14 protein-coding genes and 1 riboswitch are annotated in these 15,141 nt (G+C 60.1%); of the genes, 9 read left to right on the top strand and 5 right to left on the bottom strand.

Going from position 1 to position 15,141, the window contains the following annotated elements; all coding sequences use genetic code 11:
- Positions 1-30 precede the first annotated feature (30 nt).
- From ACTHV6_RS04040 to der, 6 genes are read left to right on the top strand one after another with little or no spacing between them, the layout of a single operon-like run.
- A complete protein-coding gene (locus ACTHV6_RS04040) occupies positions 31-882 on the top strand; it encodes a ParA family protein (protein WP_441385990.1) in 852 nt (283 codons plus the stop codon).
- A 9-nt stretch (positions 883-891) separates the two neighbouring features.
- A complete protein-coding gene (locus ACTHV6_RS04035) occupies positions 892-1,653 on the top strand; it encodes a segregation and condensation protein A (protein ID WP_441385989.1) in 762 nt (253 codons plus the stop codon).
- Positions 1,650-2,222, top strand: a complete 573-nt coding sequence (gene scpB, locus ACTHV6_RS04030; protein WP_441385988.1) for an SMC-Scp complex subunit ScpB — start codon at positions 1,650-1,652, stop codon at positions 2,220-2,222. Before ACTHV6_RS04035 ends, scpB begins: the two co-directional genes overlap by 4 nt.
- Positions 2,219-2,962, top strand: coding sequence for a pseudouridine synthase (locus tag ACTHV6_RS04025; protein WP_441385987.1), 744 nt, complete (start codon positions 2,219-2,221; stop codon positions 2,960-2,962). Before scpB ends, ACTHV6_RS04025 begins: the two co-directional genes overlap by 4 nt.
- Positions 2,962-4,728 carry a prephenate dehydrogenase gene (locus tag ACTHV6_RS04020; RefSeq protein WP_441385986.1) on the top strand — a complete coding sequence of 589 codons (1,767 nt, stop codon included), beginning with the start codon at positions 2,962-2,964 and terminating at the stop codon, positions 4,726-4,728. Before ACTHV6_RS04025 ends, ACTHV6_RS04020 begins: the two co-directional genes overlap by 1 nt.
- Entirely contained in the window at positions 4,725-6,173 is a 1,449-nt protein-coding gene (der, locus tag ACTHV6_RS04015; protein WP_441385985.1) for a ribosome biogenesis GTPase Der, read from the top strand. Before ACTHV6_RS04020 ends, der begins: the two co-directional genes overlap by 4 nt.
- Here the strand turns inward: der and ACTHV6_RS04010 are convergent, their stop codons facing one another.
- Positions 6,174-7,082 (bottom strand): NAD(P)-dependent oxidoreductase, encoded by a 909-nt coding sequence (locus tag ACTHV6_RS04010; protein WP_441385984.1) that lies wholly within the window; start codon positions 7,080-7,082, stop codon positions 6,174-6,176.
- Between the two features lie 12 nt (positions 7,083-7,094).
- Complete coding sequence (locus tag ACTHV6_RS04005; protein ID WP_441385983.1) at positions 7,095-7,937, bottom strand: HAD family hydrolase; 843 nt, start codon at positions 7,935-7,937, stop codon at positions 7,095-7,097.
- Between the two features lie 85 nt (positions 7,938-8,022).
- Here ACTHV6_RS04005 and ACTHV6_RS04000 point away from each other — a divergent pair, with 85 nt between their 5' ends.
- The gene (locus tag ACTHV6_RS04000) at positions 8,023-8,856 is read left to right on the top strand and encodes an HAD family hydrolase (RefSeq protein WP_441385982.1); all 834 of its coding nucleotides are present in this window, start codon (positions 8,023-8,025) and stop codon (positions 8,854-8,856) included.
- On the opposite strand, the gene ACTHV6_RS03995 is transcribed toward ACTHV6_RS04000, so the two are convergent.
- Genes ACTHV6_RS03995 through ACTHV6_RS03985 form a run of 3 tightly spaced genes read right to left on the bottom strand, consistent with a single transcriptional unit; the run spans position 8,853 to position 10,179 of the window.
- Positions 8,853-9,215: a fluoride efflux transporter FluC gene (locus ACTHV6_RS03995; RefSeq protein ID WP_441385981.1), complete on the bottom strand. Its 363-nt coding sequence runs from the start codon at positions 9,213-9,215 to the stop codon at positions 8,853-8,855. The genes ACTHV6_RS04000 and ACTHV6_RS03995 overlap by 4 nt on opposite strands.
- Entirely contained in the window at positions 9,212-9,640 is a 429-nt protein-coding gene (locus tag ACTHV6_RS03990) for a fluoride efflux transporter FluC (protein WP_441385980.1), read from the bottom strand. Before ACTHV6_RS03990 ends, ACTHV6_RS03995 begins: the two co-directional genes overlap by 4 nt.
- Positions 9,628-10,179, bottom strand: a complete 552-nt coding sequence (locus ACTHV6_RS03985) for a universal stress protein (RefSeq protein ID WP_441385979.1) — start codon at positions 10,177-10,179, stop codon at positions 9,628-9,630. Before ACTHV6_RS03985 ends, ACTHV6_RS03990 begins: the two co-directional genes overlap by 13 nt.
- Before the next feature lie 36 nt (positions 10,180-10,215).
- A riboswitch (Fluoride riboswitch) is annotated at positions 10,216-10,276 on the bottom strand.
- Positions 10,277-10,329: 53 nt separating this feature from the next.
- Here ACTHV6_RS03985 and ACTHV6_RS03980 point away from each other — a divergent pair.
- Positions 10,330-13,104, top strand: coding sequence for a cation-translocating P-type ATPase (locus ACTHV6_RS03980; protein WP_441385978.1), 2,775 nt, complete (start codon positions 10,330-10,332; stop codon positions 13,102-13,104).
- Positions 13,105-13,304: 200 nt separating this feature from the next.
- Complete coding sequence (locus tag ACTHV6_RS03975) at positions 13,305-15,047, top strand: DUF222 domain-containing protein (RefSeq protein WP_441385977.1); 1,743 nt, start codon at positions 13,305-13,307, stop codon at positions 15,045-15,047.
- The last annotated feature ends 94 nt before the right edge of the window (positions 15,048-15,141 follow it).

Here is a 15,141-nt window from a genome sequence, read left to right as displayed (position 1 = left end):
TAGCCGCCACGATTTAGGTAGTCTTGGACTGTGACTGAACAAGATGCCCTTCTTCCCGAGGTACCCGAGCAAGATTTCGCGGAGCCCGCTCCGCTCACCGCGCATGGTCCGGCGCGAATCGTTGCCATGTCCAATCAGAAGGGCGGCGTGGGAAAAACTACCACGACGATCAATCTGGCCGCGGCACTTGCCGAATACGGTCGCAAGGTCCTCGTTGTGGATTTCGATCCTCAGGGCGCCGCCAGCGCAGGCCTAGGCGTGAACGCCCGCGCCCTCGATCGCAGCATCTATGACGAACTCATTGCCGATCATCCCAACGTCCGTGACATCATCGTGTCCACCGAGGTTCCCGGCCTAGATATTGTCCCGGCCAACATTGATCTTTCCGCCGCGGAGATCGTCCTGATCAACGAGGTGGCCCGCGAGCAGGCGCTTTCACGAGTCCTGCGCCCAGTTGTTGATGATTACGATCTCATCATTATCGATTGCCAGCCATCCCTTGGCCTCCTCACGGTGAATGCCCTGACGGCAGCGCACGGGGTCATGATTCCCTTAGAGGCCGAATACTTCGCTATGCGTGGTGTGGCGTTGCTGACCGAACAGATTGACCGCATTCAGGACCGGCTCAATCCGCGCCTGACCCTCGATGGTGTTTTGCTCACGATGATCGATATGCGCACACTTCATTCCCGTGAGGTGATGGCGTCCGTACGTGATGGATTCAAGGAGAAGGTGTTCGATACCTACATTTCCCGCACGGTGAAGTTCCCTGATGCCACAATCGCGGCGCAGCCCATCACCACCTACGCGCCGTCGCATCCGGGTGCGAAGGCCTACCGCAGGCTCGCCCGCGAGGTGATTTCCAAGGGCCAATGCGCCTAGCCGATTCTCGTGCCTGAGGAAGTGAGCGAGCAGCAGGAAGGCGCCTTTGCCGTCACGCTCGATGTGTTCGCTGGCCCGTTTTCCGTTTTGCTATCCCTCATCGCGCGGCGGAAGCTGGACGTCACGGAGGTGGCGCTGAGCGAGGTAACCGACGAGTTCATTGAGTTCATTCGTGCTGAGGAAGTGTACGATCTCTCGCAGGTCAGCGAGTTTCTCCTCGTGGCCGCCACGCTCTTGGAGCTCAAGGCCTCCCGCCTCATCCCCGGAGCCGAAACGGATGAAGAAGATCTCGAATTGCTTGAGCGCCGCGATATCCTGTTCGCCAAACTGCTCCAATACCGAGCCTACAAGGAAGCATCAGCCGCCCTGTCCGAGCTGATCGTGGCGCAAGGGCGTTCGGCTCCCCGCGATGTCCCACTCGATCCCGAGTTTGCTGACGCGGTGCCGGAGGTCCAGCTTGATCTCAGTACTGAACAGCTGGCTATGCTGGCGGTCCAAGCGATCTCGCGCGATCACGAGGAACCCGTTGTTCTGGTGGATCACCTGCACAGCGCCCTTGTATCGATTGATAGCCAGATCACCTACCTTCGCGGCGTGCTGGACGATCACCATGAGCACAGCTTTGAGCAACTGTGCGCGAACGCCACGGATCTGCCAACCATCGTTTCCCGCTTTATGGCCGTGCTTGAACTCATGCGATCTGGGGACGTGGTGGCCTCCCAAGCGGCCGCACTGGAGACTATCCTCATCAGTCTAAGGAGGCAGCAGTGACATCGAATTCGAGAGATCGGCAACTGGCCGCCATCGAGGCCCTACTTTTGGTGGCCAACCAGCCCATTCCGATCGAGGACATCGCGCGGGCCACCGGGTTGAACATGGCTCAAGTTCGCCATCTGCTGGAGGAACTGACGGACGAATACTCGGGCAGGAATGGTGGGCGTGAACACGGATTCCAGCTGCGGGAGATAGCGGGCGGTTTTCGGCTCTACACCAATCCCGAGTACTCTGATGTGGTGACTGAGTTCGTGGTGGCGGACGCAGGGAGCAAGCTATCGGGCCCGGCTCTGGAAACTCTTGCGATCATCGCATACCGCCAGCCGGTGACTCGGGCGCAGATCGCTGCCATTCGAGGTGTTAATGTTGATTCGGTTGTCCGCACGTTACTGACGCGCGGGCTTGTGTCCGAAACAGGTGCTTCCACAACGGGCGCCACGATGTATGGCACAACTCAGTATTTCTTGGAGAGTATGGGTATCAACTCTCTCGAAGAGCTCGCGCCTCTGGCTCCATACTTGCCGGAGGTTTCCGAAATGGACGAGGTAGTAAAGGAACTTCAATGACTAACCCCCACGATCCGCGCGGCGATCGCCTACAGAAAGTCTTGGCGCATGCGGGAGTTGGTTCGCGCCGCTATTGCGAAGTGTTGATGGAGCAGGGCCGGGTTGAGGTGGACGGCAAGATCGTCACCGAACTGGGCACCCGCATTGACCCGGAGAAGGTATCCATCCATGTGGACGGTATGCCGATTCAGGGGCATGAAGAAAAGGTGACGATCGCCCTGTATAAGCCACCGGGTGTTGTTTCCACGATGGACGATGATATGGGACGTCCGAGTTTGTCCCAGTACGTGGAGGATCGGACCGAACGCCTTTTCCACGTGGGGCGCTTGGATCAGGACACCGAGGGTTTGATTCTTTTGTCGAACGACGGCGAATTAACCCACAGATTGACCCATCCCTCATACGAGGTACCCAAAACCTACATCGCCCGTGTGGAGGGAACTGTCACCCGCGGACTTGGCAAGGTATTAACCAAGGGCGTTAACCTTGAGGACGGATTCGTCAAGGTGGATGATTTTGTGCTGCGCGAATCGGCTGCACGCAACTCTATCGTGGAGATCACCCTGCATTCGGGCCGCAACCGAGTTGTCCGCCGCATCATGGAAGAGGTGGGCCATCCGGTCATGGAGCTGGTTCGCACCCGATTCGGTACGGTGGAAGTGGGACACTTGAAGCCTGGCAGGACCCGGCAGGTGGCGGGTTCCGAGCTGAGCGCGCTGATGCATCTGGTTGATATGTAATGAACTGTGTTCGGATTATTGGCACCGGGCTGCTCGGGGCCTCGCTCGGGCTGAGGATGCGAGAGCTCGGCATCGATGTTCAGTTGGAGGACACCTCGCCGGCGGCAGCAGCGCTGGCGCGGGATCTGGGAGCTGGGCAGATCGCTGATTCACAGGCTCCTGCTCCCGAACTAGTGATCGTGGCAACGCCACCCGATGTTGCGGCAGCCGTGGTCTCCCGTGTGCTTGATACGTTCCCGCATGCCGTCGTGACGGACGTTGCGTCCGTTAAGGCGTTGGTTGTGGCGGAAGTGCAGGATCACCCGGGCGCCGATCGCTACGTGGGATCGCATCCCATGGCGGGCAGGGAGCGCTCTGGCGCTATTGCTGCTGATGCTGACCTGTTTGCTGGGCGTCCTTGGGTGATCACGCCGGGCCGTGCGACCCCTCAGAACCTCGTGCTCACGATCAAGCAGTTCGCGGTAGAGATCGGCGCGCTTCCGATCGTCATGGAACCCGAACAACATGATTCTGCCGTGGCACTGGTTTCCCACACGCCCCAGCTGGTGGCCTCGCTTGTTGCCGGAACACTACGCGAGGCGCCGAACGAGGCCATGAGCCTCGTGGGCCAGGGCTTGCGCGACGTCACGCGCATCGCCCGATCCGATTCCACGCTCTGGTCCTCGATCATTGCCGGTAATGCGCAAGCCGTTTCCGGTGTGCTCACGGAGGTTCGCGATGAGCTCACGCGGCTGATTTCGGCACTCGATGGGGGAGTGACTGATCCGTTTGCCCCAGGAGTGCTGTCCGGGGTCTCTCGCACCATTCTGTTGGGCAACGAGGGCGTGGAACGCATTCCTGGCAAGCACGGTGGCGCTCCACGCAGGTATTCCGAAGTGATCGTGCTGGTGCCCGATCGCCCCGGTGAGCTTGGACGCCTTTTCACCGAAGTGGGTGAAATCGGTGTCAATATTGAAGATCTGCATATGGAACACTCCGTCAATCAGCGAGTGGGCCGCACCATGCTGTTCGTGGAGCCGAGCCGCGCCCTAGAGTTGGCGCGAGGGCTGGAGTTACGCGGCTGGCAAGTTATCTTGGAAGGAAGAGAGAAGAAGATGGGCGTTGTGATCGCTCTGGACGGGCCGTCGGGCTCCGGAAAATCAACTGTGTCCCGAGCAGTGGCGGCCAAGCTCTCGCTTGCTTACCTTGATACGGGTGCGATGTACCGCGCCGCCGCCTGGTGGTGCATGGACCAAGAGATCGATCTGTCCGATCACGAGGCCGTGGCACAGGCTACCGTGGACATGCCGCTCAACATGCCGCTGGATCCCAAGGATCAAACGATCATGTGTGCGGGCCGCGACATCACGCAGGCAATCCGCACCTCCGATCTGTCCAAGCATGTATCCCAGGTGGCCACGAATCTGGATGTGCGCGCGGAACTCAAGCGCCGCCAGCGCCAGATCATTGCCGATGCGTCAACCGGCATCATTGCCGAAGGCCGCGACATCACCAGTGTGGTGGCGCCGGATGCGGACGTGCGCGTGCTCCTGACAGCATCGGAGGAGGCGCGCCTTGCCCGGCGAGCACTCGAAGTGCGTGGAAGTGCGGATTCCTCTGCGCTGGAGGCCACTCGCGATGAAGTCCTGCGCCGCGATGCAGATGATTCCACTGTTTCTGATTTCATGACGGCCAGAGATGGCGTCACGGAAATCGATTCCTCGGCACTGACCATCGAACAGGTAGTTGACGCCGTGATCTCACTTGTACCGGAGGCTATGCGATGAGTACTAGCGATGAACAAGCTCAGTACGAGCTCCTGAGGGGAAACCTCGAATCCTACGATCTGTCCGAAGAGGACATCGCCGTTCTTGGCGCAGAGGCTGGGCAATACGTTGTTGAACGCCCGAAGGCTCTGCCGGTTATCGCGGTGGTGGGCCGGCCGAACGTTGGGAAGTCCACGCTGGTTAACCGCATCGTGGGTGAACGCGTGGCCGTGGTGCAAGATACGCCCGGCGTTACGCGCGATCGCGTGTCCTACGGCGCCTCGTGGACCGGCCGGGATTTCACACTCCTGGACACCGGTGGCTGGGAAGTTGACGTTGCCGGTATTGACGCCTCGGTGGCTAAGCAAGCCGAGGTTGCGATCGATCATTCGGACGTCGTGGTGCTGGTGGTGGACGCCACCGTGGGCATCACGAACACGGACGAACAGATTGTTCGCCTCCTTCGCCGCTCCGGCAAGCCCATCGTGTTAGCCGCCAACAAGGTCGATTCGGCCATGCAGGAGGCGGATGCGGCCTACCTGTGGGGCCTCGGTTTGGGAGAGCCCTACCCGGTATCGGCCATGCACGGGCGCGGCACGGGTGATCTTCTTGACGCCGTCATGAAGGTCCTTCCGGACGAATCCGCCGTGGCTGAACCAACCCCGGAGGGCGGCCCGCGCCGGATTGCCCTCGTTGGGCGCCCAAACGTCGGGAAATCTTCCCTCCTCAATAAGCTCGTGGGGGAGGAGCGCGTCGTCGTCGACCCTCTTGCCGGTACCACCCGCGATCCGGTGGATGAATACGCAGAGCTGGACGGCGAAAGCTGGATGTTCGTGGATACCGCCGGAATCCGGCGCCGCGTCCACCAAGCCAGCGGCGCCGATTACTACGCCTCTCTGCGCACGCAGGCCGCTATCGAAAAGGCGGAACTCGGGCTGGTCCTTCTGGACGCTTCGGAACCACTCACGGAGCAGGACATCCGCGTCATGCAGCAGGTAGTGGACGCCGGGCGCGCGCTCGTTCTGATCTGCAACAAGTGGGATCTGGTGGATGAGGACCGGCGCGCAGAACTGGACCGCGAACTGGATAGGGAGCTCTCTCAGCTGCGCTGGGCTGAACGCGTGAACCTATCGGCGCTCACTGGCTGGCACACCAACCGCCTGACGCGCGCGATGGAAACCGCGATCACGTCGTGGGAAACACGCATCCCCACCGGCAAGCTCAACGCCTTCCTAGGGGAGCTTGCTGCGGCACACCCGCATCCCGTGCGCGGTGGCAAGCAGCCGCGCATCCTCTTCGCCACTCAGCCCTCGGCGTGCCCGCCACGCTTCGTTCTCTTTGCCTCTGGCTTTATTGAGGCGGGCTACCGCCGTTTCATCGAACGGCAGCTGCGCGAGACCTTCGGCTTTGACGGCACACCCATCGAGATCTCGGTGAGGGTACGCGAGCGCCGCAAGCGAAAGTAGTCAGGACTCAAACACCACGTTCTCGGGCGGCTCACCGGCCACCAGGTGCTCGATCTGGCGCTTGAGAAGAAGGTTGTGGCGCCGGTACTGGGCGGCGGCCCATCCACCCAGATGTGGGCTGATGAGCACCGCCGGGTTGCTCCAGAGCGGAGAATCCTCTGGGAGCGGCTCGGGATCCACTACGTCTAGGGCGGCGCGAATGCGCCCGGCGTGGCGGATCAGGGCCTCGGTATCGGCCGTTTTACCGCGTCCAACGTTCACGAAGAGTGAATCGTCCGGCATAAGGCCGAAGAAGGCATCGTCCGCAAAGTGATAGGTGGCCTCGCTTGACGGCAGCGCCAGCACCACGATATCGGCGGTGGGAAGCAGATCCGGTAGCTGATTGGTTGCGTAGACGTGGCCGTGTTCATCCTCGCGTTCGCGTGAGGCCACGCGCACGATGTCCACCTCGAATGGCCTGAGGCGCTCAGCAATCGCGGTTCCCACGCCGCCAACGCCAACAATCACCACCTTGCAGTCCGCGAGCCCGCGTGCGCGGAAGCGATCCCACGTGCCGTGATCTTGGCTGCGTACCATGCGCGGGATATCGCGCTGGGCCGCCAGCATGAGGCCAAGCGCAAGTTCGGCGGTGGCGGTTTCGTGAACGGTGGTTGCGTTGGCAATCGTGAGGCCAGCCGGTGCGTGATCAGCCACCCCGTCAAAGCCGATGTTGGCCAGTTGGACAAGCTTGGGGTGCATCGAGGAAAGGTAGGACATCCCGCTCATATCGAAGATATAGGGCATGACCACCATATCCAGATCCTGGCGTGGGGCCGGCTTATCCAGAGCCCAGAGGACGGGCTCTACATCCAGGTGGGAAAGAAAATCGAATTCGGCTTGTGTGGGTACTGAGATGACGAGTTGAGACACACTCCGAGCCTACTACCGTGCGGCCACAATCTGTTGGAGAACGCTGATAACGCCCTGATCTTCGCAACTGGGCGCCACGTAGCGGGCGGCCTTGATGATGTCCGGGTGAGCGTTGGCTACGGCGAAGGAATGCGTGCCGGCGTGCATGAGCTCGGTATCGTTGAGGTAATCGCCGAATACCACGGTTTCATCGCGCGAGATGCCCAGAATCTTCTGGAGCTCCTCCAGCGCCACGCCCTTGTCCACGTTCTGGCCCTGAATATCTACCCAATCGTCAGCGGAGAAGATGAGGGAATGCGTGCCATCGTAGTGCTGGATTCGCGGCATCACTTGATCCAAGCCGTCAAAGGAATAGATCGCTAGCTTCACGATCTCATCCTCCGCGTCCAGAATGTCCTCGAGTACTTCGAGCTGATGGAAGTATCGCTGAACTTCGGTCACGAACCGCTGGTCCGTGCGTTCGGTGTAGGAGGCCTTCTCTCCGATCAGCAGGATGCCCAGATCCACTCCCTGATGAGCCAGATCCCGGATGATATGGACAACTTCCCGCACAATGTCGGGATGAACCCGCACCGAATACAGAATCTGCCCGTCGCGGGCCAGCAGGCCTCCATTGGCGCTGATGAGTGGCATTCCCGCGGCCACGGGTTCGAACATCTCAGCCAACGTGGTGACTTGGCGTCCGCTGGCCGGAACGAAGAGGATTCCGCGTTCGCGCAGTGCGCGGATCGTTTCCCAGATAGCATCGGGAAGCTCACCGCTTGAGCCCACGAGCGTGTTATCCATATCGGATGCAACCAGCTTGATTCCCTCCAAGTGTGAGTATTCGCGCGGATCGGTGGGCGTGGCAAGCATGGATTCCCCTTGTAGACGTGTGTTCCGCAGTGGCGGCACCCTCCATGTTAGCGGTCAGCGCCGGGCTCCGTTGTAAACTGCCAGTATGAGCTTAAAGCCCACCGATCCTGCCCTGTATGTGAAGAACGCCGATCCACGGCTGATTGTGGCGGATATGGACGGAACACTTCTGGACGATTCGGGGGAGGTGCCAGAGGAACTGTGGGAGCTCCTTGACGTTATGAAGGCGCGAGGGATCGCGTTTGCTCCGGCGAGTGGCCGTCAGTACTTCCGGCTGGAGCACATGTTCCACGATGCCAGCGATGGGATGCCGTTCATTTGCGAGAATGGCGCGTTCGTGGTGCGTGACGGGGTGGAGGTTTCCTCGTGTTCGCTTCCGCGGGAGGCTGTGGTGCGCAGCGTTCATGCGGTCCGGAATTCTACGAGTGATGCTGCCGTGGTGATCGCCGGAAAGAAGATGGGTTACTTCGATAGAACGGAACCGCAATTCGGGGCCGAAGTCCACAAGTACTATCGCCGCTCGGCTCTCGTAGAAGAGATTTTGGATTACGACGACGACGTCAACAAAGTAGCCATCTACACATTTGGCGATGCCAGAGCTGGCCTTTACCACGATCTTGAGGGGCAGCTGGATGGCTGTTCCGTGGTGGTTTCGGCTCCGCACTGGGTTGATGTCATGCATCCGGAGGCCAACAAGGGAACGGCGGTTCGCGCCCTGCAACGCGAACTCGGAGTGACGCGTGAGCAGACCGTGGGCTTCGGTGATTACTTCAACGATGCGGAGATGCTTGAGGCCTCCGGAATGTCCTTCGCCATGGCGAACGCGGCTGAGGGCCTTGCTCAGGGGGCGCGATTCATCGCCCCGTCAAACAGCGAACAAGGCGTCATCACTGTGCTGAGAAATCTGCTGGGGCTCTAGAGCGCCCCACCCAACGCGATGCCCAGGATGGCGGCGGCGTAGCTGAGAAGAATCATGGATACGGCGTGCATGGCTGCGGATGTGATTCTGCCACCGATCATGAGGCGTGCTGCCTCAACCGAGGCTGTGGAGAACGTGGAATATCCGCCCATAAATCCTGTGCCCGCCACCGCATACAGCGCGCCCCCATGGGAACCTACATACCCGGCGAGGAGCCCCAGTCCGAGGCACGCGGTGATGTTGATAACCTGCGTTCCCATGGGTGTGGAGAGCCGATTGCGGCGGTTAACCAACGTATCCACGATGAAGCGAGCGGCGCCACCGAAGCCTCCGGCAAGAGCCGTGAACAGGAGAATCATCGGGCCTGCTCCTTGCCGGTGGGTGGGATCAGGGCGTTGGCTAGGGCAATGCCCGCTACTGCGCAGGCGATTCCCGTGATCACGCTAGTTCCTGCGTAGGCAAGGCTAAGGGGGAGTGCCAGTTCGTGTACCTCGATGATGAACGTGCTGTAGGTGGTGAATCCTCCGATCACGCCGGTGCCCGCCGTGAGGCGAAGGGTGTGGCGCCAACCCGTATCAGGCCCAGAGTTGGCAAGTGCAGTGAGAAGGAAGCCGAGGATCACGCTGCCGATCAGGTTAATCGCGAACGTGGCCAGTGGCCACGCCCCATCGGCGTGCGGGAAAGATTCTTCTAAGAATGCACGGATAAGTGTGCCAATCGCGGCACCAACGCCCACGCACAGTGCGCCAGTGAGCATGCCGGAGTTGCGCTTTAGCGATCCCATACGCTTGGGGTCTCCTTCCAATCCACCACGGATAGGGGCACGCTGAGAACCGGGCGGTGCTGGTGCTGGGTGAGGTGATAGGCCACGGAACCCTCGAGAATCTGGCGAAGGCGTGAGCGCGCACCTGGCGCTCTGGTGCCCACCACGATGGTGGAGGCGTCAACGGCGCGGGCAAGATGAGTGAGGGCGCGGTCCGGCCGTCCTGCCAAGTAGTGAAATTCCCAGCTCGGATCGGGCGGATCTGCCGGAAGCATCTGCTGGAGTTGGCCTTCGAACTTTGATTCCAGATCTTGCCAGTCGCTCTGGAGCGAATCGGGGGAGAGGGCCTCGTGGCGAACGCTCCCAGCGGCAAACTCCTCCACGACGTAGCGGGAGGGGTCAACGTAGGCGAAGTGGATGATAGCGCCCGTCGCCTGAGCGAAGGATCGCGCGGTCTCAAGAAGTAGTTCGGGGATCTCCGGTTCGATTCCCACAACAATGGGGTGAGAGCGAAAATCGGTGAGCCGGTGTGTGGCCGGTTGAGGGGGCACGTGAGGCATTCGATCACCTTTCCGCGGGCGCAGTCCTGCCCGCAAAGCTAAGCAGGAACCATCAGCCGAATGGCGGTTAAAGGCGGGATCCATCACCTGCGTTAACTATAGCGCTCCAGCCGTCCGCAGGTGTAGTGCTGAAATGGTAGCTTAACCACCATGGCATACGCTGACGCGCCAATACGCGAATCCGATGAAGTTGCAGAATCCTTAGGTGTCGATCCACTTATAGGTTTGAGCGTGAGTGAGGCGGCTGCGCGCCTAGAACAATATGGCCCCAATGAACTCGTGGGGAAGCCGCCGGTGCCTCTCTGGCGCCGGATCCTTGACCAGCTCAACGATGCGCTTGTTATCCTTTTGCTGATTGCTGCCGCTGTTTCGGTTGGTGCGTGGGCGTTGGAAGGCGCTCAAGGCGCACCCGTGGAGGCAATCGTGGTCATCGCGGTTGTTGTCTTCAACGTGGTGATCGGAATCGTGGAGGAATCGAAGGCAGCGGACGCAGTAGCCGCGCTTGCCCATATGACTCAGGCCCAGTCCCTCGTCCTTCGGGAGGGACAGAACTGCGAAATCAATGCCTCGGATGTGGTACCCGGGGATATCCTCATCCTCAGTGAAGGCGATCAGGTAGGAGCCGATGCCAGAATCGTGAAAGCATCGTCTCTGCGGGTTGCCGAGGCTGCACTCACGGGCGAATCTACACCGGTGACCAAGTCGCCGGAAGCGCTGTCGGGCAAGGTGGCTGTCGGGGACAGAACCAACATGGTATTCCGTGGTACGGCTGTGACAGGAGGAGCCGGCCGGGCAATTGTCACGGGTACTGGCATGGAATCCGAAATGGGCAACATTGCCACGATGCTCGACGAAACTGAGGAAGAGGACACTCCGCTCCAAAAGGAGATCGATGGTGTGAGTAGCATGCTCGGCCGCGTCGTCGTCGCCATTGCTCTTATTATCATGATCGCGATTGCCATCGTCCAAACTCCTGAAACTGCCAGTGATTGGGTGACCATTCTCTTACTGGGCGTGTCTCTGGCCGTTGCAGCGGTCCCAGAGGGCCTGCCAGCCATTCTTTCTGTGGTTCTTGCTCTCGGCGTGCGGCGCATGGCTGATCGAAACGCAGTGGTGAAGAAGCTTCATTCAGCAGAAACGCTCGGTTCTGCTTCGGTGATCTGCACGGACAAGACGGGCACACTCACCCAGAACGAAATGACTATCAAGGAGATCATCACAGGATCTGGGCACGCCACCCTCAGCGGAGTCGGATATGCACCGGAAGGCCAGCTGGAGGCGGCCGGTGGATCTCTGGACATCATTGACGAATGCCGCGTGCTACTGGAGGCAGGAGCACTTGCGAACGATGCGCAGTTGAAGGGGGTTGATGGCCGATGGGAGATCACCGGAGATCCCACGGATGCCTCGTTCCTTACGGCCATGGGAAAAGCACCGGGACTTGGCGAACAGATCGAGCGCGCCGAACGCCTGGCGGGTGTTCCTTTTTCCTCCGAACGCAAGATGATGTCCACCTTGCACCGCAACGCGCAAGGCGACGTCATGATTCTCGCGAAAGGAGCGCCAGACGTTCTGTTGGACCGCTGCTCCACGGTGTTGGTTACGGGCGAAAACGTTCCTCTGGAAGCCGCTCAGCGGGCCGCAATACTTGAGAACGTCCAATCTTTGTCTTCTCAGGCATACCGGACACTTGGGGTGGCAGTACGAACGGAGGGTGTGCCAGCCCCGGAGGATTTCGACGAATCTGCGGAACATGACCTCGTGTATCTGGGTGTTGTTGGCATCATCGATCCGCCGCGGGTTGAGGCGGCAGAAGCTATCGAAGAGGCACACCGGGCCGGCGTCCGGGTAGTCATGATTACAGGCGATCACCCAGAAACAGCGCGAAAGATTGCTCAGGATCTGGGAATCGTTGGCCAGGATGCCCCCGTCATGGTTGGTCATGACATCGAAGAGGCAACCTCGCAGGAGCTACGCGAGATCGCCCGTACAACATCCGTGTACGCACGTGTGGCACCAGAGCACAAGCTACGGATCGTGGATGCTCTGCAAGAGGACGAACAGATTGTGGCGATGACGGGCGATGGCGTGAACGACGCCCCGGCGCTTAAATCAGCGGATATCGGCATCGCAATGGGGATCACCGGCACCGAGGTAACTAAGGATGCCGCAAAGATGGTGCTCGCGGATGATAATTTTGCAACGATCGTGGCTGCGATACGCGAGGGTCGCGTCATCTTTGACAACATCAAGAAGTTCTTGCGCTATTTGTTGGCCTCAAACATGGGCGAGGTCCTGACGCTGTTCTTCGGCGTGGTTCTCATGGGAGTGATCGGCCTGACCGAAGCCGCGGACGCCGCCGGCGTGCATCTTGCTCTGCCTCTTCTGGCAACGCAAATCTTGTGGATTAATTTGGTCTCGGATACCGGCCCAGCGCTGGCCGTTGGCGTAGATCCGGAGATCGATGATGTCATGGCGAATAGGCCGCGATCGCTGCAGGACAAGGTGATCGGTAAGGAGATGTGGCTGACTATCATGACCACCGGTTTCACGATGGCGATCGTCAGCATCATCACCATGGACCTGTGGCTTCCCGGCGGCCTGATTCCTGGAGGCACCGATGATCTAGACACGATGCGAACGGCCGTGTTTACCACGATCGTCCTCTGTGATCTGTTTGCTGTCTTGAACTCCAGATCCGCGACGCTCAGCGCGTTCCGTGATATCGGAAGCAACAAGCTGTTGTGGGGATCCATCGCCTTGGCCGTGCTCCTCCAGATCTGTGTAGTGGAGATCCCGTTCCTTCAGGCGGCGTTCGCCACTGAATCCTTGGATCTTGCACACTGGGGTGTCGCGTTGGCGCTATCTTCGCTCGTGCTGTGGGTTGAGGAGGTCCGGAAGGTCATGAAGCGCTCCCATGGGTGAGATCCCCAGCCTCCATTCACAATCGGCACAAATTGGCCTGTTCGAACTCTTGTTTGGGGAACGTTCGTTCGATAGAATGTGGGTAGGTTGAACAGGGTGGCTCTCACCGGGTACCTCGTTCACTCGCATCAGGTCATGATCGGCAGCGTTCCTTCTCTTTGCGGGGAGTGGATTCTCTTATCACCGCAGGAGGGTGGCTCATGAGTATCACATTCGATACACGCGCCAGTGCCGCCGTGAGTGATGTGCCCTATGTGCCGTCTGAGGCTGACCTGTGTTTTGATGAGCTTGTCTTCGGTGCTGAGGCGATGGAACGCCTGGGCCTTGACCCTGATAGTTTCCCCACGGATATCCCGGGCTTGCCCGATCAGCAGTGGGAGGAGGATTTTACTGGGTTGATGCTTGCCGAAGCGCAAGCCAATCTGACTACCTTGCTCGAATCCGGTGACGAATCCGGACTCTCGTCGTTGATGGTCATCCGTGACATTCTCCGCAACGCCCCCACAGGGGCAAGTGAGGCGGCGTGTATTTCTCGGGTCTCGGTGTTGGAAGACATCAAATCAGCGGCCGCCGCGGCACAGGCACGCGAAACCGCCATGTTTCTTCACCATCGCGGGATCAGTGAGCGTGAAGCGGGTGTTCCGATCGAGAAACGCGGCCTGGGTGTCGGCTCCGAAATCGCGTTAGCACGCCGTGAGTCCCCACAAGCAGGCTCCCGCGCGGTACGTATGGCCCACACACTCACCACCACCATGCCCAACGCGTTGGCCGCGTTAACCGATGGGCGTCTCGCAGAATTCACGGCCCAGAAAATCACCGACGAAGTCACCGCATTAGATCCACCCGCTATCGCCGCGATCGATACACGCATGGCCAGCCGCTATGGCAAAGCCGGCACTAAAAGGATCACCGGTGAAGTCCGGGCGTTAGCGAATCAGATTGATCCGGCCGCGCAAGTCAAACGCCACAAGATCGCCAAGAGCCGGCGGTCAGTGACAGTCAGGCCTGCCCCGGATGCGATGGCCTACCTGACTGCTCTCCTGCCGATGGGTCAGGCCTTCGCGTGTAAGAAAGCCTTGTTGGATGCGGCAGCAACCACAAAAAACACTGGATGGGCTGATGGGGACCAGCTCCAACAAGAAGAACGCTCCGGTACCCAGATCGAAGCCGACCTTCTCGTCCAACGCCTCACAGGACAAGCCACCCCCGACGCCATCCCCATCGAACTCCAGATCATCATGACCGACACCAGCGTATTCGGCATCACCAGCATGCCCGGCGCTACCAGCTACACCAGCACTGACGATTCTGCCAGCACCAACGAACCTTGCCCTGATGCTGTGCCTGAGTTTGCCGCCGATGCGGTGTTCCCTGTGGTTGATGATGATGGGCGGCGTGCTGATCCGGCACACACTGCTGCGTGGATTGCCGGACTCGGCCCCATCCCCGCCCCGCTGGCACGCGACATGCTCAACCCGGCCCACGATGATCCACAGACTCGCCGGTCACGGGTGTTCCTGCGCCGGGTTGTGACTGATCCGATCACCGGCGACATCACAGCCATCGACACCCGCCAACGTGCCTTCCATGGTGCCCTGCGCCGTGCGTTGCTTGTGCGGGATTCGCAGTGCCGGACCCCGTGGTGTAACGCCCCCATCGCCCACATGGACCACACCCACCCCTTCGCTTCAGGAGGCCACACCACCCTGACCAACGGGACTGGTCTATGCGCACGGTGCAACTACACCAAAGAATACCCAGGCTGGAACCACCAACCGGGAACAGACCCCAGCGCTGGCAACGGCTCTCGTGCTGGCAGCGGTGATCGCGGCCGGCCACCCGCCGAGAGCCGGTCCTCGGACCGGATCATCACCACACCAACCGGACACCACTACCACTCCACAGCCCCACCCATCACACCCAACCTCAACAGACGGAACTAGTGCTCAAACCACTCATTCACCCGAGAAACGATCTCGCGGTCGAATGCATCATCGCTATGGTGCTCGTTGATCCATGTGGCGAATGATCCTCCTG

The sequence above is a fragment of the Ancrocorticia sp. genome (assembly GCF_052089425.1).
Taxonomy (GTDB): domain Bacteria; phylum Actinomycetota; class Actinomycetes; order Actinomycetales; family Actinomycetaceae; genus Ancrocorticia.
Note: the sequence above shows the minus strand (reverse complement) of the source record. Positions and strands in the feature narration are given on the sequence as shown.

Coding starts and splice junctions, on each gene's coding strand:
- ACTHV6_RS04025 (WP_441385987.1), top strand. CDS start 2,219: ATGACTAACCCCCACGATCCGCGCGGCGATCGCCTACAGAAAGTCTTG.
- ACTHV6_RS04020 (WP_441385986.1), top strand. CDS start 2,962: ATGAACTGTGTTCGGATTATTGGCACCGGGCTGCTCGGGGCCTCGCTC.
- der (WP_441385985.1), top strand. CDS start 4,725: ATGAGTACTAGCGATGAACAAGCTCAGTACGAGCTCCTGAGGGGAAAC.
- ACTHV6_RS04005 (WP_441385983.1), bottom strand. CDS start 7,937: ATGCTTGCCACGCCCACCGATCCGCGCGAATACTCACACTTGGAGGGA.
- ACTHV6_RS04000 (WP_441385982.1), top strand. CDS start 8,023: ATGAGCTTAAAGCCCACCGATCCTGCCCTGTATGTGAAGAACGCCGAT.
- ACTHV6_RS03995 (WP_441385981.1), bottom strand. CDS start 9,215: ATGATTCTCCTGTTCACGGCTCTTGCCGGAGGCTTCGGTGGCGCCGCT.
- ACTHV6_RS03990 (WP_441385980.1), bottom strand. CDS start 9,640: ATGGGATCGCTAAAGCGCAACTCCGGCATGCTCACTGGCGCACTGTGC.
- ACTHV6_RS03985 (WP_441385979.1), bottom strand. CDS start 10,179: ATGCCTCACGTGCCCCCTCAACCGGCCACACACCGGCTCACCGATTTT.
- ACTHV6_RS03980 (WP_441385978.1), top strand. CDS start 10,330: ATGGCATACGCTGACGCGCCAATACGCGAATCCGATGAAGTTGCAGAA.
- ACTHV6_RS03975 (WP_441385977.1), top strand. CDS start 13,305: ATGAGTATCACATTCGATACACGCGCCAGTGCCGCCGTGAGTGATGTG.